The organism is Streptomyces sp. NPDC014656 (assembly GCF_043084305.1).
Lineage (GTDB): Bacteria > Actinomycetota > Actinomycetes > Streptomycetales > Streptomycetaceae > Streptomyces.
Genome location: NZ_JBIBZN010000002.1, coordinates 126,299 through 153,293, shown reverse-complemented (window position 1 = coordinate 153,293; position 26,995 = coordinate 126,299). Strand labels below are relative to the sequence as shown.

Here is a 26,995-nt window from a genome sequence, read left to right as displayed (position 1 = left end):
AAAGTGGATTCTACCTAAGAAGTTGAATACTTGACGAAATCTGGGAGGTGACGCGCGGCACCCGCCGCAACGACCGCGGTCCCCGCGCGGCCGTTCGAAGCGTCACGCTCCGCAGACTACCGCTCACAGCCCGAAGCGCCGCTGCAGGTCGCCGAGCTGGCCGGGAAGGCGCGGCACCGCGCCCTGCACCGCCTGGCCGGAACCGTGCGACCCGTGCCCGCCCGGAACCCCGGCCTGGGCCGGCGGCCCGCCGGTCTCCCGCTCCGCCATCAGCAGCTCCGTCGACTGGAGCAGCACCGTGCCCGCGCCCACGAACTCGAACTGGTGCTCCTCGCCCGAGGAGCCCCCGAGGCCGGTCAGGGCCCGCAGGCCGCCCATCACGCCCGTCAGGTAGGCGTGGTCGTAATGGTGACAGGGGGAGGGGCAGTCCGCCCACCCGACCAGCGCCTGCGGGTCCACCCGCAGCGGCGGCTCCATGAAGACCACCGGACCGTTGGACGCGGCCACGAACTTGCCGGTGCCGATCAGCGTCACGAAACCCGGCACGATCGACTGCTTCAGCGCCAGCGTCGGCTGGTAGGCCAGCAGGTTCCCCGAGCGGATCGTCAGATTGCCCTCGTCCAGGTCGTACGAGTTCACGTCGAAGGCCCGGTCGGCGAGCAGCATCTTCCCGGAGCCCTCCGCCACCACCCAGTCGCTCGCGTGCAGCGGCGAGTGGAAGGCGGTCCGCACCAGCCGGTCGAGCCGCCCGTGCCCGATGCCGTTGAACTCGATCCGCCCGTAGTAGGCGATCATCTTGCCCTTCTGCAGGAACCACTGGGAGCCCTTGAGCTCCACGCAGAAGGTGTACGCGTTGACGTTGTCGTCCGACGGCAGGGTCTGCGGATCGTGGATGACAGGGGTGCTCACAGCTTCTCCTCCGACGCCTGGACGTACACCGCACCGCTGCCGCTCAGTTCCAGCTGGAAGGCCTCGCCCGAGCCGCGGCCCACCATGTCCCGCCAGCCGAGCGCCGTCGAGAGCTTGTTGCGGACGTCGCCGTGGTGGGCCACGTACGCCTGCGGGTCGACGTGCACCGGGCGGCCCGGCGCGATCGGCAGCTCGATCACCCCGCCGTGCGCCATGACCGCCACCGAGCCGTGGCCCTTGAGGGTCGTGGTGAAGAGGCCCTGGCCGGTCACCTGGCCGCGCACCAGGCCCATGACCCCGCCCTGCGAGCCCAGGAACATCGTGCCCTGCTCCAGGGTGCCGTCGAAGGCCAGCAGCCGGTCGGCCTCCACGCAGAGGGTGTCGCCGGTCAGCGCGATCACCTGGACGTGGTGGCCGCCGTGCCCGAACATCACCGTGCCGCTGCCCTCCACGGTCATCAGCGGCGTCGCCTCGCCGGCCACCCGGCGGCCGATCATCGACATCAGACCGCCCTGGCCGCCCGCCGTGTTCGGCGTGAAGGTGACGTCCCCGCGGTACGCGAGCATGGCGCCGCGCTGGCTGAAGAGGCGCTGTCCGGGGACGACCGTCGCCTCGATCATCTTCGAGTTGACCTCGCGGAAGGGCATCAGACGTCGCCTCCGACGGTGTTGCGCTCGCTGGGCTGCACGTAGACGAGCCCGTCGCCCTCGAAGCGGATCTGGAAGGCCTCGCCGCCGCCCTCGCCGAGCAGGGTGCGGAAGGTCACACCGGACTGGAAGTGCTGCTGGAGGTTCCCCTGGTGGGCGACGTACGCGCCCGGGTCCACCGCCAGCGGGTACTGCGGGGTCACCCGGAGCACCGTCGCCGGGCCGTCGGACATGATCGCCGCCTGCCCGGTGCCCTCCACCGTGGTGGTGAAGAGGCCGTTGCCGCTCGCGCCGCCGCGCAGTCCCGTGAAGGTCGTGCCGGTGCGCAGCCCCGCGTCGGCGCAGAGCAGGTTGCTCGCCTCCACCCACAGCTTCTCGCCGTACAGGTGGACGAGGTTGATCTCGGAGGCCCGGTCGGCGAACCAGCAGGTCCCCTGGCCCTTGACCTCCATCACCTCCATCTGTTCCCCCGTCAGGCGACGGGTGACCATGCCGCGCAGGCCCTCCCCGCCGCCGCTCATCTTCTTGAACGCCATCTGCCCGTCGTAGGCGACCATCGAGCCGTTCTTCGCCTTGACGGCGTCGCCGGTCATCGTCACGGCGAGCACCCTGCTGCCCTGGAGTCGGAACGTAGCCACGGCCCGAAGGTAGCGGGGACCCGGATAAAGAGACAGCAAAGTCGGCGTGCACAATGGATTCGCCCACCCCTTGTGCATCCGTTCACAAGATCGCTCGGCAGCTCGCACACCGGCTCGAACGAAGGTGACCCCTCCGTGGACCTCAAGACCGCTTCCTCGCTCCACCGCCTCCGGCTCGTCTCCGCGCCCGAGGCCGTCTCGTTCCTGCTCCTGCTGGTCTGCTCGGTGCTCAAGCGGACCACGGACTTCAACGCGGTGCCGGTGATGGGCGCCGTCCACGGTCTCCTCTTCGTCCTGTACGTGCTCTTCTGGCTGGACTCCTGGAACCGCGCCAAGTGGGGCTTCGGCACCGCCGCCGTCTACTTCCTGCTCTCCGTCGTGCCCTTCGGCGGCTTCTTCGCCGACCGCAAGCTGAAGGCCGAGGCCGAGGCCGCCGTCATCGCCTCCCGCGCCCGCGCCGAGGCCGCCGAGAGCACGGTGAAGGCGTGATCGTCGCGTTCTCCGTCACTCCGCTCGGCGTGGGCGAGGAGGTCGGCGAGTACGTCGCCGACGCCGTCCGCGTGGTCCGCGAGTCCGGCCTGCCGAACCGCACCGACGCCATGTTCACGTCCATCGAGGGGGAGTGGGACGAGGTGATGGACGTCGTGAAGCGGGCCGTCGCCGCCGTCGAGGCCCGCGCCCCGCGCGTCTCCGTCGTCCTCAAGGCCGACATCCGGCCCGGCGTCACCGACGGTCTCACCGCCAAGGTCGAGACGGTGGAGCGCCACCTCGGCTCCTGACCCGGACGCCTCCGAAGCCCCCGGCGCGGCGCCGGGGGCTTCTCGCTGCCCGAGGGGACTTTGAGCGGGTGCTCAACATCGGTTAACGTCCTCCTTGAGCGATCGCTCAAGACGGGGGAGCGGCCGTGGTGCGCCACGGCGTGTTCCCGTGTCCGGCCGCCGCCGGCCCGGTGTCTCCGCGGGGGAGCGCCACCGGGCCCGCGGCGCGCCGCGGGCACGAGGAGGGGGCGGGTGTGAGCGGGGACGAGAAGCCCCGGGGGGTGCGGGACGCCAAGGGGCGGGAGACCCGCGAGAAGCTGCTCGACGGTGCCCTGCGGTCGCTCGTCGAGCACGGGATCGCCGGGACCTCGGCCCGCTCCGTCGCCACCGCCGCCGGGGTCAACCAGGCCCTCGTCTTCTACCACTTCGGCTCCGTCGACGACCTGCTCGCCGCCGCCTGCCGACGCGGCGCCGAGCAGCGGGTGGCCCGCCACCGCGACCGGCTCCGGGCCGTCACCGGCCTCAACGAACTGCTCGCCTTCGGGCGCACGATGCACGAGGAGGAGCGGGACGCCGGGCACGTGGCCGTCCTCGCCCAGCTGCTCGCCGGCGCCCAGGCCCACCCCCGGCTCGCCCCGGCCACCGCCGCCGGGCTCGACCTGTGGGTCGAGGAGATCGAGGGGGTGCTCCGGCGGGTGCTGGCCGGCACCCCGCTCGACGGCTTCGCCGACCCGGCCGGACTGGCCCGGGCCGTCGCCGCCTCCTTCGTCGGGCTCGAACTCTACGAGGGCGTCGACCCGGAGGGCGCCGACGCCGCCCTCACCGCGCTGGAACAGCTCGGCGCCCTGCTCGCCGCCGTCGAGGAGCTGAACCCGGTCGCGCGGAAGGCGGTCGCGTACACGCTGCGTCGATCGGGTGGACGCGGGCGGTAGAACGTCCTCACTCGGAGCACTCCAGTCGACACGCCGGGCTATCTCCCCTTTCGTGGGGATATCGACCCGATCGACGACAGCTGGAGGCACTGTGCGGCCGGGAGGCTACGACTACGACACCTACAGCCGGCTCGCCGGTCCCCTCACGGAACCGGACGTGGCGCAGTACAAGGTGCAGTACACGAGTCTGCTCTCGAAGGAGCCGCACCGAATACGAGCCGTCCTCCTCATGGCGCTCGCCCCGCTGCTCTCCGCGGTGCTCCTGGCCTACCTGGTCTGGCCCAGCCACTGGACCGTCCGTGAGGGCGACGACACCTGGCGGGTGCCGTACGACACCGTGATGCTCGTGTCGATCGGCCTCATCTGCCTCTTCATGCTGGTGAACGTCTCCTCGATCGCCCACGCCACCATGGTCGCCCGCGACCCCGTCCCCGTGTACCCCGCCAAGGGCACCCGGGTCGCCTTCCTCACCACCTACGTGCCCGGCAAGGAACCCCTCTCCATGGTCCGCGCCACCCTGGAGGCCGCCGTCCGCGTGCGGCACGACGGCACCCTGCACGTGTGGCTCCTCGACGAGGGCGACAGCGACGAGGCCAAGGCCCTCTGCGCCGAACTCGGCGTCCGCCACTTCACCCGGGCCGGCGTGCCCGAGTGGAACCGGAAGAAGGGCGTGCACAAGGCGAGGACCAAGCACGGCAACTACAACGCCTGGCTGGCCATGCACGGCGACGCCTACGAGTACTTCGCCTCGGTCGACACCGACCACGTGCCGCTCCCCGACTTCCTGGAGCGGATGCTCGGTTACTTCCGCGACCCCGACGTCGCCTTCGTCGTCGGCCCGCAGGTCTACGGCAACTACACCGGCGCCGTCACCAAGGCCGCCGAGTCCCAGCAGTTCCTCTTCCACGCCCTCATCCAGCGCGCCGGGAACCGCTACCGCGCCCCGATGTTCGTCGGCACCAACAATGCCGTCCGGATCTCCGCCCTCAAGCAGATCGGCGGCCTGTACGACTCCATCACCGAGGACATGGCCACCGGCTTCGAGCTGCACCGCCGCGAGAACCCGGTCACCGGCCACCGCTGGCGCTCCGTCTACACCCCCGACGTCCTCGCCGTCGGCGAGGGCCCCGAGTCCTGGACCGACTTCTTCACCCAGCAGCTCCGCTGGTCCCGCGGCACGTACGAGACGATCATCAAGCAGTACTGGAAGGCGCCGTTCAGCATGCCGCCCGGCCGCCTCCTCAACTACACGCTCATGCTCGTCTACTACCCCATGACGGCCGTCAACTGGCTGCTCGGCATCCTCAGCTGCGTCCTCTACCTGTGGCTCGGCGCCTCCGGCACCCAGGTCTCCTCGCAGATCTGGCTCATGATCTACAGCGACGCCGTGGCCCTCCAGATCGGCCTCTACCTCTGGAACCGCCGCCACAACGTCTCCCCGCACGAACCCGAGGGCTCCGGCGGCCTCGCCGGCATGGTGATGTCCGCGCTCTCCGCGCCCATCTACCTCAAGTCCCTCGGCTCCGCGCTGCTGCGCACCCGCGGCCGCTTCGTCGTCACCCCCAAGGGCGGCGCCGCCAGCCCCGACAGGGTCCTCACCTTCCGCATCCACCTCTACTGGGCGGTCGTCCTCGTCGCCTCCCTGGCGGCCTCGGTCCACTTCGACCACACCCACGCGGCCATGCGCACCTGGGCGGTCCTCGCCCTCGTGATCGCGCTCGCCCCGGTCACCGTCTGGGCCTTCACCGGCCTGCGCGACCGGCGGACCCGCGCGGTCCGCGCCCGGGCCCGCGCCCGGACCCGCGACCGCCGCCTCGCGGTCGCCCGCAAGGGGATCGAGCTGCGCACCGTACCGCCGCTGCCGAAGTTCCCGCCCCTGCCCCCGCACCCGCCCGCGACCACCGCGCCCACGACGACCGGAGGGAACTGATCCATGGCCTACCGGCCGTCCAAGAAGTTCAAGAAGACCCTGCTCGGCAGCGGCGCCGTGCTCGTGCTCGCGGCGCTCAACGCCCCCGCGGCCGTCTCCTTCGCCTCGGAGAAGTACCACGCCTACAAGATCGCCCAGCCCGGCTACAAGAAGAAGTACGGCTCCTGGGGCGGGATCTCCGTCCCCGACGGGGCCCGGATCAACGCCATCCACGCCGCCCTGCTGCACACCGGCAAGGTGCTGCTGATCGCCGGCTCCGGCAACAACCAGAAGAACTTCGACGCGGGCACCTTCGACACCGTCCTGTGGGACCCGGTGAAGAACACCTTCAAGAAGATCCCCACCCCCGAGGACTTCTTCTGCGCCGGCCACAGCCAGCTGCCCGACGGGCGGCTCCTGGTGGCCGGCGGCACCGCCCGCTACGAGGTCCTCGACGGCGGGGTGAAGAAGGCCGGCGGCGGCATGCGGGTGAAGAACGAGAGCCCCGACAAGGCCGTCACCCTCAAGAAGGGCACCGTCTTCCGCTCCCCGTCCGGCGTCGAGTACGTCACCACCACCGACGTCACCGTCCCCAAGGCGAAGCGCGAGTTCGAGATCTCGTACTTCAAGAGCGGCCAGATGAAGCCGTGGAAGACCAAGGTGACCGCGGCCGAGGCCCGGGTCTTCGTCGAGGCCGTCGAGGAGGGCCCGCAGGCCCTCACCACCGAGGCCGCGCAGTACGAGGTCGTCGGGCTCAAGGGCGAGCAGGCCGACAACGTCTACGGCCTCGCCCAGAAGCTCACCACCGAGAAGCAGGACTTCCAGGGCATCAAGGCCGCCTACGAGTTCGACCCCAAGGCGGAGAAGTACGTCCCGGTCGCCCCGATGAAGGACGCCCGCTGGTACCCCACCCTGGTCGGCCTCCAGGACGGCAGGGTCCTCGCCGTCTCCGGGCTCAACGACGTCGGCGACGTCGTGCCCGGCGACAACGAGATCTACGACCCGAAGACCAAGAAGTGGACCAAGGGCCCCTTCCGCTACTTCCCCACCTACCCCTCGCTCTTCCTCACCAAGGGCGGCAAGCTCCTCTACACCGGCTCCAACGCCGGCTACGGCCCCGCGGAGAAGGGCCGCGAGCCCGGCCTGTGGGACCTGGAGACCAACACCTTCACCAAGCTCCCCGGCCTCACCGACCCCGACCAGCTGGAGACCTCCGCCTCCCTGATCCTGCCGCCCGCGCAGGACCAGAAGGTGATGGTCCTCGGCGGCGGCGGGGTCGGCGAGTCCGCCAAGTCCACCGCCCGCACCGCCATCGTCGACGTGGGCAGCGAGAACCCCACCTTCCGGGACGGCCCGCCCCTCCCGCAGGGCACCCGCTACCTCAGCAGCGTCCTGCTCCCCGACGACACCGTCTTCACCACCGGCGGCTCCCGCGACTACCGGGGCCGCAGCGGCAGCGACATCCTCAAGGCGCAGTTCTACGACCCCGCCACCAACGCCTTCGCGGCGGCGGCCGACCCCACCGTCGGCCGCAACTACCACTCGGAGGCGCTGCTGCTGCCCGACGGACGGGTCGCCACCTTCGGCTCCGACCCGCTCTTCGACGACAAGGACAACACCAAGCTCGGCACCTTCGAGCAGCGCATCGAGGTCTTCACCCCGCCCTACCTCCACAAGGCCGGCGCCGACCGGCCGGCCCTCGGGGAGGGCCCGCGGGAGCTCGACCGGAACGGCCGGGCCACCTTCAGGACCAAGGACGCGGGCCGGATCGCCAAGGCCCGGCTGATGCGGCCCAGCGCCGTCACCCACACCACCGACGTCGAACAGCGCTCGGTGGAGCTGGGCCTGACGAAGGGCACGGACGGGCTGACCGTCACCGTCGACGCCCCCGAGGACCCCACCCTCGTCCCGCCCGGCTGGTACATGCTCTTCGTCACCGACGAGGCCGGGATCCCCTCCGAGGCGAAGTGGGTCCAGGTCCTCGGCGAGGAGGAGAAGGAGGAGAAGACCGGGTGACGGACCGGGTCAGGAGTCCGCGCGACGGGCCAGCCCCAGCGCGTACTCCGGCCACCAGGTCCCCGCGGACGGACCGCCCCGGCACTGCCCGTCCGAGTCCCCGGGCCGCTTGATCCACAGATACGCGTCCACCAGCGCGTCCCCGGTCCGGTCCGTCGGCGGCACGCCGAGCGACCGGCCCGGGGGATTGCACCAGGCCTCCGCCCCGTCCCCCGGGAGGGGGCCGGCGCCGTTGCGGCTCGTGTCCACCGTGAAGTGCATCCCGCCGAGCAGCCCCGACAGGGTCGCCCCGAAGTCCCGCACCGTCGCGGTCGTCTGGAAGTTCGACACGTTCAGCGAGAAGCCGTCCGCGCGGGCGATCCCCGCCCGCCGCAGCGGCTCCACCAGCTTCCCCGGATCGTCGATCCACGCCGGGTTCCCCGCGTCCAGGTAGACCCGCGTCCCCGGCTGCCGCTTGAACCGCTCGATCGCCTCGGCCAGCAGCGCCGAGCGCTCCTCGTGGTACTCCCCCGGGGTGCAGCCGTCCACCATGTGCGGCACCGCGTCCGGCTCCAGCACCACCACCGCCGACGCGTCCCCGATCGCCGAGGCGAAGGAGTCCACCCACGTCCGGTAGGCCTGCCCGTCGGGCGCGCCGCCCGCCGAGTACATGCCGCAGTCGCGGTGCGGGATGTTGTACGCCACGAAGACCGCCGTCCGGTTCTCGGCCGTGGCCCCGCGCACCGCCCGCCGGATCTCCGGCACCGGGTCGTCCCCGGCCGGCCAGTCCGCGACCGGCTGCTCCGAGATCCGCTTCAGCACCCGGGCGTCGTCGGCGCGGCCCTGCGCCTCGTACTTCCGCACCTGCCTGGCCGCGTCGCTCTCCGGGTCCACCCAGAACGGCGAGCCGCCGGTCGGCGCCGGGGCCTCGCCCCCCGTCGCGACGGGCGGGCCGACGGGGGAGGGCGCGGGCCCGTCGGAGGAGCAGCCGCTCGCGGTCAGCAGCAGCGCGCCGAGGAGGGCGAGCGAGGTGGTGGCGGTGGCGGTGGTACGGCGGGACATCCGGCCCCCAGGGTCGGCACACGGGGAGTACGGGCGTGCGTCCGCCCGCGCCAGCGGGACGAACGGGGCTCATCGTGACATGACGGTCACTCCGCGTCCGGCTGCGACACCGCGATCCCCAGCGGCGTCCGCTCGTACAACACCTGGTGGCCGTAACGCCGCGAGGTCAGCAGCCCCGCGTCCCGCAGCACCGCCAGGTGCGCCGACACCGACGACGGCGCCCTCCCCAGCCGGTGCGCCAGCGCCGTCGTCCCCATCGGCCCGTCCAGCGCGCACAGCACGTCCGCCCGCACCGGCCCGAGCAGCCGCGCCAGCACCTCGGGCGTCCGCTCCCGCGCCGCCGTCCACAGCCCGCCGATCCCGCGCGCCGGATACACCACCGTCGGCTGCCACGGCTCCTCGAAGCCGCTCACCACCTCCGGCCAGATGAACACCGACGGCATCAGCACCAGCCCCCGCCCGCCCAGCGCCCGCACGTGCTCCCCGCGATAGGCGCTCACCTCCAGCACCGCCGCCCCCGGGTCCCACGAGAACGACGGGTGCAGCTCGCCGAGCAGCCGCTCCAGACCGCCCTCCGCGAGCCGCCGCGAGTGGTACGCCACGTCCGCCTCCAGCAGCGCCCGCAGCCGGGGCCACTCGGGGGCGATCAGCGCCTCCCACGCCTCCTGGAGCAGATCCGCCAGCCGCTGTACCGCGCCGGCCGGATCCGCCAGAAGCCGCCGCCCCTCCGCGCTCTCCGCGGCCCCCGGCGTACAGGCCAGCGCCCGCGCCAGATCCGGCCCGACCAGCGCCGGGTCCACCGCCCGCACGGCGGCCAGCTCCTCCTCGAAGGAGGCGGCGGGCCCCAGCGGCGGCGGATAGAGGAAGTCCGGCGAATGCCCCCGCAGCGGCATCAGCAGCTGGAGCGGCGCGAGGTCCAGCGCCCGCGCCGCCCCGGCGATCCGCCGCAGCCACGGCAGGTGGTAGCCCTGCTGCCGGGGCCGCGCCAGCACCCGCACCGCCGACTGGGCCTCCCACAGCGGCGACACCGCGAAGCGGATCCGCAGCGGATCGGTCTCCCCGAAGAGCAGGTGGTACGGCACGGAGGCTCCCGTCGGGCGCGGAACATTCGGCTGGAGCCGAAAGTCTAGGACCGCCGCCCGCACGCCCCGCAGGCTGCGCCCATGCCCCCGACCGACACCCCTGCCGCCGGCGCCCTTGGCGGCGCCACCCCCCTTGCCGCCGGTGCTCCTGCCGCCGGCACCCCTCTCCCGCCCCGCGCCCTTGGCGGTACCACCGCCCTTGCCGCCGGTGCTCCTGCCGCCGGCACCCCTCTCCCGCCCCGCGCCCCTGGCGGCGCCACCGCCCCGGCCGGCATGACCGCCCCTGGCGGCACCGCTGCCTCTGCCGAGACGGCCGCCTCTGCCGATACGGCTGCTCTTGCCGGCACGGCTGCCCTCGTCGGCGCTCCTGCTCCGGCCGACACCCCTGCCCCCGCCACCGCCGGGCCGACTGCCGCCGTGGAACCGGCCGCCCCCGGGCCGGCCGTCCCCGGGCCGGCCGCCCCCGCCTCCGGGTATCTCGCCGTCTTCCGCGTCCGCGAGTTCCGGTGGGTCTTCGGGGCGCACCTCCTCTCGCTCCTCGGGCTCGTCGTCAGCGAGCTCGCGCTCACCGTCCTCGTCTACGACCTCACCCGCTCCCCGCTGCTGTCCTCCCTCACCTTCGCCTTCGGCTTCCTCCCGTACCTCCTCGGCGGCACCCTCCTCGCCGGGCTCGCCGACCGGCACCCGCCCCGCCGGGTCCTCGTCGTCTGCGACCTGGTCTGCGCCGGAGCCGTCGCGCTCATGGTGCTGCCCGCCACCCCCGTCGCCGGGCTCCTCGTGCTGCGCTGCGCCGTCGCCGCCGTCGCCCCCGTCTTCCAGGGCACCCGGATGGCGACCCTCGCCGACATCCTCGGCGACGGCGACCTCTTCGTCCTCGGCCGCTCGCTGCTGCGGATCGTCTCCCAGTCCGCCCTGCTCGCCGGCTTCGGCGTCGGCGGCGTCCTGCTCACCGTCGTCCCCGCCCGCGGCGCCATCGCCCTCACCGCCGCGACCTTCCTCCTCTCCGCCCTGCTGCTGCGCCTGGGCACCGCCCGCCGCCCCGCCCGCGCCGCCGAGGGGCGCGAAGGGCTCGGCGCCACCTGGTCGCTGCTGCGCGACCGCCGGATCCGCGGCCTGATGCTGCTCTTCTGGGTGCCGCCGCTCTTCGTCGTCGTCCCCGAGGCCCTCGCCGCGCCCTACGCCGACGAGCTCGGCGTCTCCACCGCCGCCCTCGGCCTCCTCATGTGCGCCCTGCCCGTCGGCACCATCGCCGGCGAGCTCCTCGCCGGAGCCGTCCTGCGCCCCGCCACCCGCGTCCGGCTCGTCGCCCCGCTCCTCCTCGCCGGCTTCCTCCCCTTCCTCCTCTACGCGCTCCGCCCCGGCCCCGCCCTCGCGGCGTTCGCCCTCGCGCTGGCCGGCGCCGCCGGCGCGTACACCCTCGGCCTCGACGCCCGGTTCGTCGCCGCCGTCCCCGAGGAGCGCCGGGGGAGGGCCATGACCCTGATGACCGCGGGCATGATGACCGTCCAGGGCCTCGGCATGGCCGGGGCGGGCCTCGCCGCCGAGTTCGCCCCCGTCCACCTCGTCGTCGCGGGCGCGGGCCTGCTGGCCACCGTGATCCTCGCCGTCCTCCTCGCGACCGAAGGGCGAGACGGGGCTGACCGCCATGTGACCAGTCGGTAAGGTCGACGCGTGCCGAAGCCGCTCAGTCTCCCCTTCGACCCCATCGCCCGAGCCGACGAGCTCTGGCAGAAGCGCTGGGGTCCGGTCCCCTCGATGGCCGCGATCACCTCGATCATGCGCGCCCACCAGATCCTGCTGGCCGAGGTCGACGCGGTGGTCAAGCCGTACGGGCTGACCTTCGCCCGCTACGAGGCGCTGGTGCTGCTCACCTTCTCCAAGGAGGGCGAGCTGACCATGTCGAAGATCGGCGAGCGGCTGATGGTCCACCCCACGTCCGTGACGAACACGGTGGACCGCCTGGTGAAGTCGGGCCTCGTCGCCAAGCGCCCCAACCCCAACGACGGGCGCGGCACGCTGGCCTCCATCACCGAGAAGGGCCGCGAGGTGGTCGAGGCGGCCACCCGCGACCTGATGGAGATGGAGTTCGGCCTCGGCGCGTACGACGCGGAGGAGTGCGCCGAGATCTTCGCCCTGCTCCGCCCGCTGCGGGTCGCGGCGCACGACTTCGACGAGGGCTGACCCCCGCGAAGATCGCCCCGGAACGTGCGGTTACGCTCGGCGGCATGAAATCCAGCGTGCTGACCCGCTACCGCGTCATGGCGTACGTGACCGCCGTCATGCTCCTGATCCTCTGCGGCTGTATGGTCGCCAAGTACGGCTTCGACACCGGCGAGGACCTGACCTTCGCGGTCTCCCAGGCCCATGGCGTCCTCTACATCATCTACTTGATCTTCGCCTTCGACCTGGGCTCCAAGGCCCGCTGGTCGTTCGGCAAGATCGTGTGGCTGCTGCTCTCCGGCACGATCCCCTTCGCCGCCTTCTTCGTCGAGCGCAGGGTCGTCGCCGAGGTGAAGCCGCTGGTCAGCGGCGCGCAGCCGGTTCCGGTCAGGGCCTGACCCCTACCCCCGCACAGACGTGCGGGGGTGTGGCATCGACATTTACTAGGACGTCCTAGTAAATTCGAAGGCATGGACGCTGACGCCATCGAGGAAGGCCGCCGTCGCTGGCAGGCCCGTTACGACAAGGCCCGCAAGCGCGACGCGGACTTCACCACGCTCTCCGGGGACCCGGTCGAGCCGGTCTACGGGCCCCGGCCCGGGGACACGTACGAGGGGTTCGAGCGCATCGGCTGGCCCGGCGAGTACCCCTTCACCCGGGGGCTCCACCCCACCGGCTACCGGGGCCGCACCTGGACCATCCGCCAGTTCGCCGGCTTCGGCAACGCCGAGCAGACCAACGAGCGGTACAAGATGATCCTCGCCGCCGGCGGCGGCGGGCTCTCGGTCGCCTTCGACATGCCCACCCTCATGGGCCGCGACTCCGACGACCCCCGCTCGCTCGGCGAGGTCGGCCACTGCGGCGTCGCCATCGACTCCGCCGCCGACATGGAGGTCCTCTTCAAGGACATCCCGCTCGGCGACGTCACCACGTCGATGACGATCTCCGGCCCCGCCGTCCCCGTCTTCTGCATGTACCTGGTCGCTGCCGAGCGCCAGGGCGTCGACCCCGCCGTCCTCAACGGCACGCTGCAGACCGACATCTTCAAGGAGTACATCGCGCAGAAGGAGTGGCTCTTCCCGCCCGAGCCGCACCTGCGCCTCATCGGCGACCTGATGGAGCACTGCGCCGCCGGCATCCCCGCGTACAAGCCGCTCTCCGTCTCCGGCTACCACATCCGCGAGGCCGGGGCGACGGCCGCGCAGGAGCTGGCGTACACCCTCGCCGACGGCTTCGGCTACGTGGAGCTCGGCCTCTCCCGCGGCCTCGACGTGGACGTCTTCGCCCCCGGCCTCTCCTTCTTCTTCGACGCCCACCTCGACTTCTTCGAGGAGATCGCCAAGTTCCGCGCCGCCCGCCGGATCTGGGCCCGCTGGATGAAGGAGGTGTACGGCGCGAAGACCGACAAGGCGCAGTGGCTGCGCTTCCACACCCAGACCGCCGGCGTCTCGCTCACCGCGCAGCAGCCGTACAACAACGTGGTCCGCACGGCCGTGGAGGCCCTGTCCGCCGTCCTCGGCGGCACCAACTCCCTCCACACCAACGCCCTCGACGAGACCCTCGCGCTCCCCAGCGAGCAGGCCGCCGAGATCGCCCTGCGCACCCAGCAGGTGCTCATGGAGGAGACCGGCGTCGCCAACGTCGCCGACCCGCTGGGTGGTTCCTGGTACGTCGAGCAGCTCACCGACCGCATCGAGGCCGACGCCGAGAAGATCTTCGAGCAGATCAAGGAGCGCGGTCTGCGCGCCCACCCGGACGGGCAGCACCCGATCGGCCCGATCACCTCCGGCATCCTGCGCGGCATCGAGGACGGATGGTTCACCGGCGAGATCGCCGAGTCCGCCTTCCGCTACCAGCAGTCCCTGGAGAAGGGCGAGAAGCGGGTCGTCGGCGTCAACGTCCACCACGGCTCCGTCACCGGCGACCTGGAGATCCTGCGGGTCAGCCACGAGGTCGAGTGGGAGCAGGTCCGGGTCCTCGGCGACCGCAAGGGCCGGCGCGACGAGGCGAAGGTCCGCGCCTCCCTCGACGCCATGCTGGCGGCGGCCCGCGACGGCTCCAACATGATCCCGCCGATGCTCGACGCCGTCCGCGCCGAGGCCACCCTCGGCGAGATCTGCGACGTGCTCCGCGAGGAGTGGGGCGTCTACGTGGAGCCGGCCGGCTTCTGACGCGCACGGCGCGACGGGAAGGGGCGGTACGGAACTCCGTACCGCCCCTCCCTTCATGCCTCAGCGGACCGAGCCGAGCACCTTCGACGGGGTGATCCGGAGCACCACCCGGACCTTCTCCGGCGGCAGTTCCGCGTACTCCCGCCCGGCGTCCGCGCCCTCGTACTTCTCCGCCAGCGCCACCGCCAGGGCCCGGCCCCCGTCCTCGGTGACCGTCGCCGCGCCGCGGATCTCCGTGTAGCGGTCCGGGTCGTGGCGGTCGAGGAGGGTGAGGGAGACCCGGGCGTCGGCCCGGATGTTCTTGACCTTGCGGCGGCCCTCCTGGCTGGAGATCAGGACGTCGTCGCCGTCCCGTCCCACCCACACCACCGAGGTCTGCGGGGAGCCGTCGGGCTGGATCGTGGCCAGGACCGCGTGGTTCACGTCGTCGAGCAGGGCGCGGACCGCCGCCGAGAGCCGTATGTCCGTACGAATGATCATGCGGGCACGCTAGCCGAGCGCCGCCACCGCGCCCAGGCCGCCGACCAGCAGCGTGGAGAGCCGCGCGACCCACTGCCCGTCCACCGGCTCGGCGCTCACCAGCGCCCGGTGCACCACCGCGCCCGCGACCACGTCGAAGATCAGGTCGTCGGTGGCGTCCACCGCGACCGGGTCGCGGTCGGCGGGGAGCTCGCCGCGCTCCTGGGCCCGCCGGCGCCCGTCCAGGACGAGCCGCTTCTGGCGCTCCACGATCGAGGTGCGGATCCGCTCGCGCAGCGGGGCGTCCCGGGTCGACTCGGCGACCACGGCCATCAGGGCCGTCTTGGTCTCGGGGCGCTCCAGGAGACCGGCGAACTGGAGGACGACGTGCGCGATGTCGTCCTGGAGGGAACCCAGGTCGGGCAGTTCGAGTTCATCGAAGAGGACGGCGACGGCGTCGACGACGAGTTCGTTCTTGTTGGCCCAGCGGCGGTAGAGGGTCGTCTTGGCCACGCCGGCCCGGGTGGCCACGTCGCCCATCGTGAGCTTGGACCAGCCCAGGTCCACCAGGGCCGCGCGCGTCGCCTCCAGGATGGCCGCGTCGGCCTGGGTGGAGCGGGGACGGCCGGTACGGGTGTTGCGGGGGGTGGTACTGCACATGGACGACGACCATACCCGCCGGTAGGTACGGCGCCAGAGGCGTGCGATGTGAGGCAGTTCACGGTGCGGGGCTCCCCCCGGCCGGGCCGGTCCCATTACGCTACGACCCGTAGCGAAAGGCTTTGAGCGGCCCCAGCGACAACCATGCAGGACGCCGGGTGGGGACCCGGCGAGCGGAGAGTGCCCTCGGCGGAGGGCGCTGTTCAGCCATGACTTACCGGATCCGCGCGCGGAAGGGGGAGGATGTACTCATGCAGCCCCGAAACATGTCCATGAGCGGCGTCGTCGACCTCGCCGCGGTGAAGGCGGCCGGAGAGGCCAAGGCGAAGGCGGAGCAGGCGCGCGCCGAGGCCGCCCGCCACGGCGGGACCGCGGCGGTGCCGCCTTCGGCCCTGGTGATCGACGTCGACGAGGCGGGCTTCGAGCGCGATGTGCTCCAGCGTTCCGCCGAGGTCCCGGTCGTCCTCGACTTCTGGGCCGAGTGGTGCGAGCCCTGCAAGCAGCTCGGCCCGCTCCTGGAGCGGCTGGCCGTGGAGTACGACGGCCGTTTCCTGCTCGCGAAGATCGACGTCGACGCCAACCAGATGCTGATGCAGCAGTTCGGCATCCAGGGAATTCCGGCCGTCTTCGCGGTCGTCGCCGGCCAGGCCCTGCCCCTCTTCCAGGGTGCGGTGCCCGAGGCGCAGATCCGCGAGACCCTCGACCAGCTGATCCAGGTCGGCGAGGAGCGCTTCGGTCTCACCGGCCTCGCCGTGGACCGGGACGCGGACGGCTCCGAGCCCGCCCGCCCGGTCGCCGGCCCCTATGACGCCCTCCTGGAGGCGGCCATGTCCGCGCTCGACGCGGGCGACCTGGCCGGCGCGGTGCAGGCGTACAAGAACGTCCTCGCCGACGACCCCGCGCACCCCGAGGCCAAGCTGGGCCTGGCCCAGGCCGAGTTGCTGAGCCGGGTGCAGGGCCTGGACCCGCAGACGGTGCGGAAGAACGCGGCGGACAACCCGTCGGACGTCGCCGCGCAGATCGCCGCCGCCGACCTGGACCTGGTGGGCGGTCACGTGCAGGACGCCTTCGGGCGGCTCGTCGAGACCGTGCGCCGGACCTTCGGCGACGACCGGGACGCGGCGCGGCTGCGGCTCCTGGAGCTGTTCGAGGTGATCGGCCCGGAGGACCCGCGGGTGATCGCGGGCCGTCAGGCGCTGGCGCGGGTCCTGTTCTGAGTCCCTTCTGAGCCCCGAATTCCCGGCCCTGGGCTAAGCGCCTGCTCAGGGCAGGGAATTGCGCCGGATCGCCTGGCGATTTGGCGACACGGTGACAAACGGCGGCCGCGCTTTACCAAATCTTGATAATCGCGGCCGCTGTTACTTGCAGTAAATCGAACCCGTGGTTCTGTCCGGGTTTCTTCTCCCATAAGCGTATTTTCCGCACCACGAGCCTCCACCCTGCGTACCCGGGCGGCGGCATCGCGCCATGGCCCGGTCACGCATCCGTTACTAGCGAGTAATGAACCCCTTGTGCGGGCGCCCGGAATGGACCACGATCGGCCACGCTCGGTCCGAACCGCACGCCCCGCCAACCACCGGGGAGCGCGGCGAGGGTCCCCACCGGGCGGGCCGGCGCCCCTGGCGGCCGGCCATCGGACAGGGGGGTTCCTGCTCCCACCGGGCAGGACCTGTCCACCGGGCCGTGCGCACGCGCGGCACATGGTTGTCGCTCGGGGGTGATCGCCGGTGATTCGGACGCGCTTCGCGCCTCCTGACGCTTCGGCGCTCTCCTTCCCGAGGACGTAGCTCTTCTCCCATCCCAGGACGGGCCCCGGGCCCCTTCTGGAGATGTACGTCCGAGAAGGAGGATTCTCATGAAGTCCCAGGTTCGTGGCGGGACCAGATGGAAGCGGTTCGCCGTCGTCATGGTCCCGAGCCTGGCGGCCACGGCCGCGATCGGTGTCGGTCTGGCGCAGGGCGCGCTCGCAGCGTCGTTCGCGATCTCCGGCCAGGAGTTCAAGGTCCGCACCGACAAGCTGGAGGGCACCGAGTTCGTCCAGTACGGCAGCATCGCCAAGGGCAAGACCCTTGACGGCAAGCCGCTGGCGGCTCCGGTCGCGGTCTCCGGCTTCGACACGGCCAAGATCACCAACATGTGTCAGTCGGTCGTGACCCCGGTTCCGGGTCTCGGTCCCATCACCCTCCGCCTGAAGGCCGGCGAGGCCGCCGCGAAGACCGGCAAGGACGAGGACAAGGTCCAGGCGAAGGACCTCTACCTCGACGTCTCGTACCTCGAGGCCGACGCCGACTTCAAGAACATCGACATCGGCGTCGCGGCCGGCTCGCTCCCGAAGACCGAGGGCGGCCAGGGCATCCAGCCCAACACCGAGGCCAACCCGAACGGCTTCGGCCAGCGCGCCGACGTGGCCACGCTGTCCAACGTCAAGCAGAAGGCGTGGGCCACCACGGCCGGCACCTTCAAGCTCCCCGACCTCAACCTCTCCCTGCACATGGGCACTGAGGCGGAGTGCTTCTAGGACCCCAGCCGGTCCTTGGGGTGCGGGTCGCCGCAGCGGCCCGCACCCGCACCGGGGCCCGTCCCCGGTCTCTTCACCCTTCTCAGCAACACCGCTTCCAGGGAGCTGTTTCCATGAGCGCCGAGACCCCTGCCTCCCCCGAAGTCCGCAAGGAGAACCGGTTCAAGGTCTGGCGGCAGACCCGGCCCTTCTGGGCGGGACTGTTCACCATCCTCGCCAGCATGCCGATCGCCTACCTCCCCTACGGGGACGTGCGGCTCGGCAACATGACCCTGGCCATGGCCACGACCGCCGGAGCCGGTGCGCTGATCATCGGCGTCCTGCTCTTCACGCTCGGCCTCACGATGTGGTTCCAGCCCATCGTCCGGGTCTTCGCGGGCGTCGCGACGATCGTGCTCGGCCTGGTCTCCATCCCCGTGTCGAACTTCGGCGGTCTCGTCATCGGGTTCTTGTTCGCCCTCATCGGCGGCGGCATGTCCGCGGCCTGGGCACCCGCCCCGCCGGTCGAGGAGACCGGTGACGCGGAGCACGACGGCGAGCCGGAGGCCTCCGAGGGGGCCGCGTACGACTCCGAGGCCGAGACCCGGGCCGTCCTCGCGGCCGGAGTCCCCGAGCAGCGCGAGGCGTACGGACCGGTGGCCGACACGACGATCGACGCCAAGGGCGGGAGGAACAGTGCGGGGTGACGAGACCCAGCAGGGCCTCGGCAGGAGCGGGCCGCGCCATGCGGCCCCTCGCAAGACGCTGCTGAACAGGATCCAGGGCCCGGCGGGCAAGGCCATGGCGTTCGCCGCCATGCCGACCGCGGTGCTCATGGGCATGGGCCTCGCGCCCAGCCCCGCGCTCGCCGACGAGAAGGACCTGCCCTTCGCGCCCGGCCCCTGTGTGACCCGCTCCGACGAGCCGGTGGCGGAGGAGACGACGGCCACGCCCACGGCGAAGGCCACCGAGACCGCGAAGCCGGAGCCGACGGCGACGGCCACCACCGAGCCGGCCGAGCCGACCCCGTCCGCGACCGCCACGCCCACCGCGACCGCCACGCCCACCGCGACGGCGAGCCCGTCCGCGACGGCCACCGGCGCCACCGAGGCGTCCCGGGGCGGCGCGCAGGCCCTGGCCGACACCGCCGGCACGGCGGAGAAGGCCGCGTCCACGCCCACCCCCACGCCCACCGAGTCGGTCAACCCGCTCGATCCGCTGGGCGTCGGCGACGCCATCGAGGACTTCTTCGACGGGCTCGCCCCGAAGCAGGAGCCCACGGCCGCCCCGTCGGCCACCGCGAGCCCGTCCACCACCGCGACGCCGGCCCCGTCGGCGACGACGGCCGCCCCGCAGCAGAAGGCGGCCACGGCCGACGACCCCGCCGCCACGAAGGCGCCGACGGCCACCGAGACGCCCGCCGCGAAGACAGACCCGGCGGACACGAAGGCCGGGGAGACCGAGGCCGCGAAGACCAAGGCCGCCATCAAGGCGGCCGCGGAGAAGGCCGGCGTCAAGGCCGAGGAACTGCCCGAGAGCGCCCAGGGCCTGGACGCCAAGCCGGACACCGACATACCCGAGGGCGCCAAGCCCCGCTTCCCGTGCCCCGAGCGCGACGACGCGGCGCTCGCCGCCGCCGAGGTCGAGCAGGGCATCCCGCTGCTGCCGGACGCGCCCTGGCGCCTGGAGAGTTCGCTGCTCACGCTCAGCGGCCTGAAGTACCACGGCATCGTCGAGGTGAAGACCTACGGCGGCCAGGTCAAGAAGGTCCTGAAGTTCACCGCGACCTACGTCGGCATCAAGGACCTGCACCAGATCACCGAGCACTCCGAGGGGCACGAGGGCCACGTCCGCTCCAAGCACGGTTCGACGTCAACCATCACCGGCGGCACGGTGACGATGTACACGGAGGAGCTGAAGGGCAACCTCCTCGGCATCATCCCGATCACCTTCGCCCCCGAGTCGCCGCCCCCGGTGGACATCCCGGCCGTCTTCTTCAGCAACGTGAAGCTGAAGCAGGCCGGCCAGTTCGGCGGAACCCTCAGGATCGAGGACCTGCGCAACACCATCGAGCCGATCTGATCCCCGTACCACTCCGGGAGCCGCACACGGCGAAGCCCCCGTCCGGTCCTCCGGGCGGGGGCTTCGTCATGGTGCCGTGCGGGCGGTGCGACGTCAGTCGCGCTCGCCGCCGCCCAGGTGGTGGACGCGGACCATGTTGGTGGTGCCGGGGACGCCGGGGGGCGAGCCGGCGGTGATGACCATGGTGTCGCCCTCGTTGTAGCGCTGGAGCTTGAGCAGCTCGGCGTCGACGAGGTCGACCATGGCGTCGGTGTTGTCGACGAAGGGGACCAGGAAGGACTCGACGCCCCAGCTCAGGGTGAGCTGGTTGCGGGTGTTCGCGTCCGTCGTGAAGGCGAGGATCGGCTGCTGGGTCCGGTAGCGCGAGAGGCGGCGGGCCGTGTCGCCGGACTGGGTGAAGGCGATCAGCGCCTTGCCGCCGAGGAAGTCGGCGATCTCGCAGGCCGCGCGGGCGACGGAGCCGCCCTGGGTGCGCGGCTTCTTGCCCGGGACCAGGGGCTGGAGGCCCTTGGCGAGCAGTTCCTCCTCGGCCGCCACGACGATCTTCGACATCGTCTTGACGGTCTCGATCGGGTAGGCGCCGACCGAGGACTCGGCGGAGAGCATGACCGCGTCCGCGCCGTCCAGGATCGCGTTGGCGACGTCGCTCGCCTCGGCGCGGGTCGGACGGGAGTTGGTGATCATCGACTCCATCATCTGGGTGGCGACGATGACGGGCTTGGCGTTGCGGCGGCACATCTCGACGAGGCGCTTCTGCACCATCGGGACCCGCTCCAGCGGGTACTCGACGGCGAGGTCGCCGCGGGCGACCATGACGGCGTCGAAGGCGGCGACGACGCCTTCCATGTTCTCGACGGCCTGCGGCTTCTCGACCTTGGCGATGACCGGGACCCGGCGGCCCTCCTCGTCCATCACCTTGTGGACGTCCTTGACGTCGTTGGCGTCGCGGACGAAGGAGAGGGCGACCATGTCGCAGCCCATCCGGAGGGCGAAGCGGAGGTCCTCGACGTCCTTCTCGGAGAGGGCCGGGACGTTGACCGCCGCGCCGGGCAGGTTGATGCCCTTGTGGTCGGAGATCACGCCGCCCTCGATGACGACGGTCTTGACCCGGGGGCCCTCGACCTCGACGACCCGGAGTTCGACGTTGCCGTCGTTGATGAGGACCTGGTCGCCCTTGGAGACGTCGCCCGGGAGGCCCTTGTAGGTGGTGCCGCAGATGGACTTGTCGCCGGGGACGTCCTCGGTGGTGATGGTGAACTCGTCCCCGCGGACCAGCTCGACCGGGCCCTCGGCGAAGGTCTCCAGACGGATCTTGGGGCCCTGGAGGTCGGCCAGCACACCGACGGCGCGGCCGGTGTCGGCGGCGGCCTTGCGGAGACGGTCGTACCGCTCCTGGTGCTCTGCCTGGGTCCCGTGGCTCATGTTGAAACGGGCCACGTTCATACCGGCCTCGATGAGAGCCTTCAGCTGCTCGTACGAGTCGACGGCGGGGCCCAGCGTGCAGACGATTTTGGAACGGCGCATGAGGCGGATCCTATCGGTTTGTTTCACTGCGGAATATTCCGGCTGGCGGAAAGTACAAATGGGCGCGGGCCCGCTCAGGCGTTTGTCGTCCGAGTAACTTTTCCTGCCGCGTTTCCACCCGTCAGTTCGAAGGTCTGGCGGGCGATCTCCAGCTCCTCGTCGGTGGGCACCACGGCCACCGTGACCCGCGCGTACGCGGGCGAGATCACCCGCGGTCCGTCGGACCGTACGGCGTTGAGACCGGTGTCCACCGCGAGGCCCAGTTCCTCCAGGCCGGCGATCGCCGCCTCCCGTACGGGGGCCGCGTTCTCGCCGACGCCGGCGGTGAAGACGACCGCGTCCACCCGGCCGAGGACCGCGTAGTAGGCGCCGATGTACTTCTTCAGGCGGTGGATGTAGACGTCGAAGGCGAGCGCGGCCCGCTCGTCGCCCTCGTCGATCCGGCGCCGGATCTCGCGCATGTCGTTGTCGCCGCAGAGGCCGACGAGACCGGACCTCTTGTTGAGCAGGACGTCGATCTCGTCGGCGGACATGCCCGCCACCCGCTTGAGGTGGAAGGTGACGGCGGGGTCGATGTCGCCCGAGCGGGTGCCCATGACCAGGCCCTCCAGCGGGGTGAGGCCCATGGAGGTGTCCACGCAGCGGCCGCCGCGGACCGCCGAGGCGGAGGCGCCGTTGCCGAGGTGGAGCACGATCACGTTCACCTCCTCGGGCTCCTTGCCGAGCAGCTTCGCCGTCTCCCGGGAGACATACGCGTGGGAGGTGCCGTGGAAGCCGTAGCGGCGGATCCGGTGCGCGTCGGCGGTCTCCACGTCGATCGCGTACCGTGCCGCCGCCTCCGGCATCGTGGTGTGGAAGGCGGTGTCGAAGACGGCGACCTGCGGCAGGTCGGGGCGCATCGCCATGGCCGTGCGGATGCCGAGCAGGTTCGCCGGGTTGTGCAGCGGCGCCACCGGCACGAGGCGCTCGATCTCGGCGAGCACCTCCTCGTCGATGACGGTCGGCTCGGTGAAGCGCAGCCCGCCGTGCACCACCCGGTGGCCGATCGCGGCCAGTTCGGGGGAGTCCAGGCCGAGCCCGTCGGCCGCCAGCTCCTCGGCGACCGCCTTGAGGGCCGCCGCGTGGTCGGGGATCGGACCGGTCCGCTCGCGCTTCGCGCCGTCACCGCCCCGGAGCGGGGTGTGGGCGAGCCGGGAGGTGTCCTCGCCGATCCGCTCGACGAGCCCCTGGGCCAGCCGGCTGCCGTCGCCCATGTCGAGGAGCTGGTACTTCACCGACGAGGAGCCGGAGTTGAGGACGAGGACGCGGGTGGGGGTGCCGGTCATGCGGGGAGCTCCTCGGTCGGGGCGGGGGCCTGGGCCTGGATCGCCGTGATGGCGACGGTGTTGACGATGTCGCTGACCAGCGCGCCGCGCGAGAGGTCGTTGACCGGCTTGCGCAGCCCCTGGAGGACGGGGCCGACGGCGACGGCGCCGGCCGAGCGCTGGACCGCCTTGTAGGTGTTGTTGCCGGTGTTGAGGTCCGGGAAGATCAGCACGGTCGCCTGGCCGGCGACCTCCGAGTCCGGCAGCTTGGTGGCGGCCACGGAGGGCTCCACGGCGGCGTCGTACTGGATGGGGCCCTCGATCCGCAGCTCCGGGTGGGCCTCGCGGACCAGCTTGGTCGCCTCGCGCACCTTGTCGACGTCGGCGCCCGAGCCGGAGGTGCCCGTCGAGTACGAGAGCATCGCGATCCGCGGCTCGACGCCGAAGCGGGCGGCGGTGGCCGCCGACTGCACGGCGATGTCCGCGAGCTGCTCGGCGTCCGGGTCCGGGTTGACCGCGCAGTCGCCGTAGACGAGCACCTTGTCGGCGAGGCACATGAAGAAGACCGAGGAGACGATCGAGGCGTCCGGCTTGGTCTTGATGATCTCGAAGGCGGGGCGGATGGTCGCGGCCGTGGAGTGCACGGAGCCGGAGACCATGCCGTCGGCCAGGCCCTCCTGGACCATCAGGGTGCCGAAGTAGTTCACGTCCGCGACCACGTCGTGGGCGAGCTCCACGGTGACGCCCTTGTGGGCGCGCAGCGCCGCGTACTTCTCGGCGAAGGCGTTCCGCAGCTCGGAGGTCTGCGGGTCGATCAGCTGGGTGTCGCGCAGGTCGACGCTGAGGTCGGCGGCCTTCTTGCGGATGGCCTCGACGTCGCCGAGCAGGGTGAGGTCGCAGACGTCCCGGCGGATCAGCACGTCGGCGGCGCGCAGCACCCGCTCCTCGCCGCCCTCGGGGAGCACCACCCGGCGCCGGTCGGCGCGGGCCTGTTCGAGCAGCTCGTGCTCGAACATCATCGGGGTGACCCGGCCGCTGGGCGCCACCGAGATCCGCCCCAGCAGGTCGGCGGTGTCCACGTGCCGCTCGAAGAGGCCGAGCGCGGTCTCCGCCTTGCGGGGGGTGGCCGCGTTCAGCTTGCCCTCCAGGGCGAAGAGTTCGGCGGCGGTGGGGAAGCTGTTGCCGGCGACGGAGATCACCGGGGTGCCGGGCGCGAGCCGGGCGGCCAGGGTGAGGATCTCGTCGGTGGGCCGCTCGTCCAGGGTGAGCAGGACGCCCGCGATCGGGGGAGTACCGGCCGAGTGGGCGGCGAGCGCGCCGATGACCAGGTCGGCCCGGTCTCCGGGGGTGACGACCAGGCAGCCGGGGGTCAGGGCGTTGAGGAAGTTCGGCAGCATCGCGCCGCCGAAGACGAAGTCCAGGGCGTCGCGGGCGAGCCCGGCGTCGTCGCCGAGGACGACGCTCGCGCCGAGCGCGTGGGTGATCTGGGCGACCGTCGGCGCGGCGAGCGCCGGCTCGTCGGGGAGGACGTAGCAGGGGACGGGGAGCCGGGCGGTCAGCCGCTCGGCGATGGCCTCGCGGTCCTCGCCCGCCACTCGGTTGACGACCATCGCGAGGACGTCGCAGCCGAGGCCGTCGTAGGCCCGGAAGGCGTTGCGCGCCTCGGCTCGCACGGACTCGGCGGTCTGGCCCTTGCCGCCGACGACCGGGATGACGGAGGCGCCGAACTCGTTGGCCAGGCGGGCGTTGAGCGCCAGCTCGTCGGGGACCTGGGTGCCGGCGAAGTCGGTGCCGAGGACGAGGACGACCTCGTAGTCGCGGGCGACCGCGTGGAAGCGGTCGACCAGCCGGGAGAGGAGTTCGTCGGTGCCCTGCTCGGCCTGGAGCGCGGAGGCCTCGTGGTAGTCCATGCCGTAGACCGTCGAGGGGTCCTGCGCGAGCCGGTAGCGGGTGCGCAGCAGGTCGAAGAGGCGGTCGGGGCCGTCGTGCACCAGTGGCCGGAACACCCCCACCCGGTCCACCTGCCGGGTGAGGAGCTCCATGACTCCCAGCTCGACGACCTGACGGCCGTCCCCGCGGTCGATCCCGGTCACGTACACACTGCGCGTCACGCCGCGGTCTCCTGTCCAGTCCTGCGGAAGGGGCCCGTCCCGTGGAAGGGCCGTCCTGCGCGAGGGCCCGGCCCGTCCTCGGCCCGGCCCTCGCCCTGCGTCAACCCCCGGCACGCAAAAGGCACCGACAGGGTGGCATTACCCCCTTGACAATACCCCCGCACCTGGGTAGGTCGCCCGCCGTACGAAGGCCCTTCCCCGGGGGGCGAAAGACCCCCGGCCGGGCCCGCTCCCGGCACGCGCGGAGCGGCGGCGAGCGGCCCGGACGCATCGGGCGTGTGAGAATCGGAACGGCTCAAACGGACCGCGACCGAGCAGGAGACACAGCACGATGCGCATCGGAGTTCTCACCGCAGGCGGCGACTGCCCCGGCCTGAACGCAGTGATCCGGTCGGTCGTGCACCGGGCCGTGACCCACTACGGGGACGAGGTCATCGGCTTCGAGGACGGCTACGCCGGGCTCCTCGACGGCCGCTACCGCCCCCTGGACCTCAACGCCGTCAGCGGCATCCTCGCCCGCGGCGGCACCATCCTCGGCTCCTCCCGCCTGGAGCGCGACCGCTTCGCCGCGGCCTGCGACAACGCCAAGGAGCTCGTCGAGAAGAGCGGCTTCGACGCGCTCGTCCCGATCGGCGGCGAGGGCACGCTGACCGCCGCCCGGATGCTGTCCGAGGCGGGCGTGCCCGTGGTCGGCGTCCCCAAGACCATCGACAACGACATCTCCTCCACGGACCGCACCTTCGGCTTCGACACCGCCGTCGGCGTCGCCACCGAGGCGATGGACCGGCTCAAGACCACCGCCGAGTCGCACCAGCGGGTCATGGTCGTCGAGGTGATGGGCCGCCACGCCGGCTGGATCGCGCTGGAGTCCGGCATGGCCGGCGGCGCCCACGGCATCTGCCTGCCCGAGCGCCCCTTCGACCCGGCCGACCTGGTCAAGATGGTCGAGGAGCGCTTCGCCCGCGGCAAGAAGTTCGCCGTCATCTGCGTCGCCGAGGGCGCCCACCCCGCCGAGGGCACGATGGACTACGGCAAGGGCGAGATCGACCAGTTCGGCCACGAGCGCTTCCAGGGCATCGGCACCGCCCTCGCCTACGAGCTGGAGCGTCGCCTCGGCAAGGAGGCCCGCCCGGTCATCCTCGGCCACGTGCAGCGCGGCGGCACCCCGACGCCGTACGACCGCGTCCTCGCCACCCGCTTCGGCTGGCACGCGGTGGAGGCCGTGCACCGCGGCGAGTTCGGCAACATGACGGCGCTGCGCGGCACCGACGTGAAGATGGTCCCGCTCGCCGAGGCCGTCACCCGGCTCAAGACGGTGCCGGCGGACCGGATCCGCGAGGCGGAGTCGGTCTTCTGACCCTCCCCCCCCACGGGAAGGACGGAGGTCCCGCACGGCGGGCCCTCCGTCCTCGCTTTTCCGGTCCCTAGTGCCCGACGGCCGCCCAGAAGTGGTCGTTGACCGACTCCAGGTACGCCCGGCCCTCGTCGCCCGTCGCCCCCGAGGCGCCCCAGCTGGACGTCGCCGCCATGCGGGCGTGGTACTCCGCGTGCAGCCGCGCCAGCGCCGGCTCCACCACCCGCTTGGGCAGCGGCAGCATCCGCACGGCCGGTTTCACGTACGCCTGCCAGCGGGTCGTCGCCGCGTCCCGCAGCAGCTCCGCGAGCCGCTCGTCGCCGCCGGTCGCGGTGATCAGGGCCCGCGGGCCGAGCCCCAGGACCTCGGCGAGCGCGGCCGTCTGCCGCTCGGTGCCCTTCCAGGTGCCCGCGTCCTCCATCCGGGCGTACGCGTGCGCCGCGACGCCGACCCGCCGGGCCAGCTCCTCCACGGACAGGCCCCGCGCCACCCGGTGCTCCCGCAGCGTGGAGGCGACGGCGATCAGATCGGCCGGCGAGCACCACAGGACGCCCGCGAGGGCGGTCAGCTCCTGCTCGCTCGGCGCGAGGGTGCCGCGCTCCCAGGCGGCGACGGTGTCGGGGGCCACGGGGAGGCCGTACTGGGCCCGGAGGCCGTACGCGACGTGACCCGGCGCCATGCCGAGCCCCTGGCGCAGGCGGCGCGCGGCCGGGGCGTCGAAGGGAGGAGAGGGTTGGTGCA

The 26,995-nt window shown here is 72.2% G+C and carries 25 protein-coding genes; 14 read left to right on the top strand and 11 right to left on the bottom strand.

Going from position 1 to position 26,995, the window contains the following annotated elements; translation table 11 throughout:
• Positions 1–123 precede the first annotated feature (123 nt).
• Genes ACF1ED_RS04540 through ACF1ED_RS04530 form a run of 3 tightly spaced genes read right to left on the bottom strand, consistent with a single transcriptional unit; the run spans position 124 to position 2,194 of the window.
• Positions 124–909: an AIM24 family protein gene (locus ACF1ED_RS04540; protein ID WP_391756930.1), complete on the bottom strand. Its 786-nt coding sequence runs from the start codon at positions 907–909 to the stop codon at positions 124–126.
• Positions 906–1,556 carry an AIM24 family protein gene (locus ACF1ED_RS04535; protein WP_391756929.1) on the bottom strand — a complete coding sequence of 217 codons (651 nt, stop codon included), beginning with the start codon at positions 1,554–1,556 and terminating at the stop codon, positions 906–908. The genes ACF1ED_RS04540 and ACF1ED_RS04535 overlap by 4 nt, the downstream gene beginning before the upstream one ends.
• Positions 1,556–2,194, bottom strand: a complete 639-nt coding sequence (locus ACF1ED_RS04530) for an AIM24 family protein (RefSeq protein ID WP_391756928.1) — start codon at positions 2,192–2,194, stop codon at positions 1,556–1,558. The genes ACF1ED_RS04535 and ACF1ED_RS04530 overlap by 1 nt, the downstream gene beginning before the upstream one ends.
• A gap of 135 nt (positions 2,195–2,329) precedes the next feature.
• Here ACF1ED_RS04530 and ACF1ED_RS04525 point away from each other — a divergent pair, with 135 nt between their 5' ends.
• The 5 genes from ACF1ED_RS04525 to ACF1ED_RS04505 all read left to right on the top strand — a co-directional run bounded on the left by ACF1ED_RS04525 (position 2,330) and on the right by ACF1ED_RS04505 (position 7,809).
• Positions 2,330–2,683 carry a DUF3817 domain-containing protein gene (locus ACF1ED_RS04525; protein ID WP_391756927.1) on the top strand — a complete coding sequence of 118 codons (354 nt, stop codon included), beginning with the start codon at positions 2,330–2,332 and terminating at the stop codon, positions 2,681–2,683.
• Positions 2,680–2,973 (top strand): MTH1187 family thiamine-binding protein, encoded by a 294-nt coding sequence (locus ACF1ED_RS04520; RefSeq protein WP_391756926.1) that lies wholly within the window; start codon positions 2,680–2,682, stop codon positions 2,971–2,973. Before ACF1ED_RS04525 ends, ACF1ED_RS04520 begins: the two co-directional genes overlap by 4 nt.
• Positions 2,974–3,206: 233 nt before the next feature.
• The gene (locus ACF1ED_RS04515) at positions 3,207–3,884 is read left to right on the top strand and encodes a TetR/AcrR family transcriptional regulator (protein WP_391756925.1); all 678 of its coding nucleotides are present in this window, start codon (positions 3,207–3,209) and stop codon (positions 3,882–3,884) included.
• 91 nt (positions 3,885–3,975) lie between these two features.
• Entirely contained in the window at positions 3,976–5,814 is a 1,839-nt protein-coding gene (locus ACF1ED_RS04510; RefSeq protein ID WP_391756924.1) for a glycosyltransferase family 2 protein, read from the top strand.
• A 3-nt stretch (positions 5,815–5,817) separates the two neighbouring features.
• Positions 5,818–7,809 (top strand): galactose oxidase-like domain-containing protein, encoded by a 1,992-nt coding sequence (locus ACF1ED_RS04505; RefSeq protein ID WP_391756923.1) that lies wholly within the window; start codon positions 5,818–5,820, stop codon positions 7,807–7,809.
• Between the two features lie 9 nt (positions 7,810–7,818).
• Here ACF1ED_RS04505 and ACF1ED_RS04500 read toward each other — a convergent pair whose 3' ends face one another.
• Positions 7,819–8,850, bottom strand: coding sequence for a glycoside hydrolase family 6 protein (locus ACF1ED_RS04500; protein ID WP_391756922.1), 1,032 nt, complete (start codon positions 8,848–8,850; stop codon positions 7,819–7,821).
• A gap of 86 nt (positions 8,851–8,936) precedes the next feature.
• Positions 8,937–9,932 carry a DUF5937 family protein gene (locus ACF1ED_RS04495; protein WP_391756921.1) on the bottom strand — a complete coding sequence of 332 codons (996 nt, stop codon included), beginning with the start codon at positions 9,930–9,932 and terminating at the stop codon, positions 8,937–8,939.
• 273 nt (positions 9,933–10,205) lie between these two features.
• Between ACF1ED_RS04495 and ACF1ED_RS04490 the strand changes: the two genes are divergently transcribed.
• The 4 genes from ACF1ED_RS04490 (at position 10,206) to ACF1ED_RS04475 (ending at position 14,263) form a co-directional block, all read left to right on the top strand.
• Complete coding sequence (locus ACF1ED_RS04490) at positions 10,206–11,594, top strand: MFS transporter (RefSeq protein ID WP_391756920.1); 1,389 nt, start codon at positions 10,206–10,208, stop codon at positions 11,592–11,594.
• A gap of 9 nt (positions 11,595–11,603) precedes the next feature.
• Entirely contained in the window at positions 11,604–12,113 is a 510-nt protein-coding gene (locus tag ACF1ED_RS04485) for a MarR family winged helix-turn-helix transcriptional regulator (protein WP_391756919.1), read from the top strand.
• 44 nt (positions 12,114–12,157) lie between these two features.
• A complete protein-coding gene (locus tag ACF1ED_RS04480) occupies positions 12,158–12,490 on the top strand; it encodes a DUF3817 domain-containing protein (protein ID WP_391756918.1) in 333 nt (110 codons plus the stop codon).
• Between the two features lie 72 nt (positions 12,491–12,562).
• Positions 12,563–14,263: a methylmalonyl-CoA mutase gene (locus tag ACF1ED_RS04475; RefSeq protein WP_391756917.1), complete on the top strand. Its 1,701-nt coding sequence runs from the start codon at positions 12,563–12,565 to the stop codon at positions 14,261–14,263.
• A 60-nt stretch (positions 14,264–14,323) separates the two neighbouring features.
• Here ACF1ED_RS04475 and ACF1ED_RS04470 read toward each other — a convergent pair whose 3' ends face one another.
• Positions 14,324–14,743 (bottom strand): PPOX class F420-dependent oxidoreductase, encoded by a 420-nt coding sequence (locus tag ACF1ED_RS04470; protein WP_391756916.1) that lies wholly within the window; start codon positions 14,741–14,743, stop codon positions 14,324–14,326.
• 9 nt (positions 14,744–14,752) lie between these two features.
• Positions 14,753–15,382: a TetR/AcrR family transcriptional regulator gene (locus tag ACF1ED_RS04465; protein WP_391756915.1), complete on the bottom strand. Its 630-nt coding sequence runs from the start codon at positions 15,380–15,382 to the stop codon at positions 14,753–14,755.
• Between the two features lie 251 nt (positions 15,383–15,633).
• Here ACF1ED_RS04465 and ACF1ED_RS04460 point away from each other — a divergent pair, with 251 nt between their 5' ends.
• From ACF1ED_RS04460 to ACF1ED_RS04445, 4 genes are all read left to right on the top strand, one after another.
• Complete coding sequence (locus tag ACF1ED_RS04460) at positions 15,634–16,599, top strand: tetratricopeptide repeat protein (protein WP_391756914.1); 966 nt, start codon at positions 15,634–15,636, stop codon at positions 16,597–16,599.
• Positions 16,600–17,237: 638 nt separating this feature from the next.
• Positions 17,238–17,900 (top strand): DUF6230 family protein, encoded by a 663-nt coding sequence (locus ACF1ED_RS04455; RefSeq protein WP_391756913.1) that lies wholly within the window; start codon positions 17,238–17,240, stop codon positions 17,898–17,900.
• A gap of 113 nt (positions 17,901–18,013) precedes the next feature.
• On the top strand, positions 18,014–18,586 hold the full coding sequence (locus ACF1ED_RS04450) for a DUF6114 domain-containing protein (protein WP_391756912.1): 573 nt from the start codon (positions 18,014–18,016) through the stop codon (positions 18,584–18,586).
• Positions 18,576–19,961 carry a hypothetical protein gene (locus tag ACF1ED_RS04445; protein WP_391756911.1) on the top strand — a complete coding sequence of 462 codons (1,386 nt, stop codon included), beginning with the start codon at positions 18,576–18,578 and terminating at the stop codon, positions 19,959–19,961. The genes ACF1ED_RS04450 and ACF1ED_RS04445 overlap by 11 nt, the downstream gene beginning before the upstream one ends.
• Before the next feature lie 93 nt (positions 19,962–20,054).
• Here ACF1ED_RS04445 and pyk read toward each other — a convergent pair whose 3' ends face one another.
• From pyk to pta, 3 genes are all read right to left on the bottom strand, one after another.
• Positions 20,055–21,485, bottom strand: coding sequence for a pyruvate kinase (gene pyk, locus ACF1ED_RS04440; protein WP_391756910.1), 1,431 nt, complete (start codon positions 21,483–21,485; stop codon positions 20,055–20,057).
• Between the two features lie 74 nt (positions 21,486–21,559).
• Positions 21,560–22,810: an acetate kinase gene (locus ACF1ED_RS04435; protein WP_391756909.1), complete on the bottom strand. Its 1,251-nt coding sequence runs from the start codon at positions 22,808–22,810 to the stop codon at positions 21,560–21,562.
• On the bottom strand, positions 22,807–24,900 hold the full coding sequence (pta, locus tag ACF1ED_RS04430; protein ID WP_391756908.1) for a phosphate acetyltransferase: 2,094 nt from the start codon (positions 24,898–24,900) through the stop codon (positions 22,807–22,809). Before pta ends, ACF1ED_RS04435 begins: the two co-directional genes overlap by 4 nt.
• 331 nt (positions 24,901–25,231) lie before the next feature.
• Between pta and ACF1ED_RS04425 the strand changes: the two genes are divergently transcribed.
• Entirely contained in the window at positions 25,232–26,257 is a 1,026-nt protein-coding gene (locus ACF1ED_RS04425; RefSeq protein ID WP_391756907.1) for a 6-phosphofructokinase, read from the top strand.
• 67 nt (positions 26,258–26,324) lie between these two features.
• Here ACF1ED_RS04425 and ACF1ED_RS04420 read toward each other — a convergent pair whose 3' ends face one another.
• Positions 26,325–26,933: a helix-turn-helix domain-containing protein gene (locus ACF1ED_RS04420; RefSeq protein WP_391757492.1), complete on the bottom strand. Its 609-nt coding sequence runs from the start codon at positions 26,931–26,933 to the stop codon at positions 26,325–26,327.
• Between the last annotated feature and the right edge of the window lie 62 nt (positions 26,934–26,995).